Source organism: Methylobacterium variabile, from assembly GCF_001043975.1.
GTDB lineage: Bacteria > Pseudomonadota > Alphaproteobacteria > Rhizobiales > Beijerinckiaceae > Methylobacterium > Methylobacterium variabile.
The window spans coordinates 1-755 of the sequence record NZ_LABY01000433.1 but is presented as its reverse complement, the minus strand read 5'-3'; the positions used below and the strand labels follow the sequence as shown (position 1 = coordinate 755).

The window sequence follows — 755 nt, the reverse complement described above, 5'->3', positions numbered from 1 at the left end:
GGGTTGCAGGGGGCGGCGGGGAGGCCGCTCCCGGCCGGAGGCGCGGGTCGGGCATGCCGTCAGGCCGCGAAGCGGTCGGCGAACCGGCTCACCAGCGCCTCGGCCCGCTCCCGGGCGGCGAGGTCGTTCACGTCGATCCAGGGTGCCGCGTGGTGGAAGGCCTGCACCGTCGCGCCGGCCTGCAGCAGGCGGTTGGCGAGGGCGGGCAGCCCCATCGCCTCGCCGGGCCCGATGGCTCCGGCCGCCCGCGCGCTCAGCACCGAGACGGCGCTGCAGACGCGCACGGTCAGCGTCGGCTTCTCCCGGTAGGCGACGACGCGGCCGTTCTCCGTGGTGACCTCGCCGTAGGGGATCGGGAACGGCTCGTCATGGACCGCCAGGGTGAGGGCGGCCCCGCTCGCCCGGTGGGCGGCCAGGACGGCGCGCAGATCCAGGCCGGTCAGGTTGTCGGCGTTGGCCACGATCACGTCGCCGCGGCCCGCCAGGACGGCGGCGGCGCCGATCGACCCGAGGGGCTGCGTCTCCTCGATGACCGAGACGACCGCGCCGGAGCGCGCCGCGAGTTCCGCGCAGCGCGACCGCGCGAAATCCCGCACCGGCCCGTTCGCCGCCGAGACCGCCACGTGGACGTCGCGCAGGCCCGCCCGCAGGAGCGCGAGCAGGTTCCACTCGAGGAGCGGGATGCCGGCCACCGGCACCAGGGGCTTGGGCAGCGCGCTGCCCGAGCGGCGCATCCACTCGCCCGCCCCCCCCGC

General features: G+C 77.4%; 1 protein-coding gene. It reads right to left on the bottom strand.

The genetic code is table 11. The features are described 5' to 3' along the window. Positions 1-59 precede the first annotated feature (59 nt). On the bottom strand, positions 60-755 hold a 696-nt coding region (locus VQ02_RS33695), incomplete at its 5' end, for a nucleotidyltransferase family protein (protein WP_053080650.1).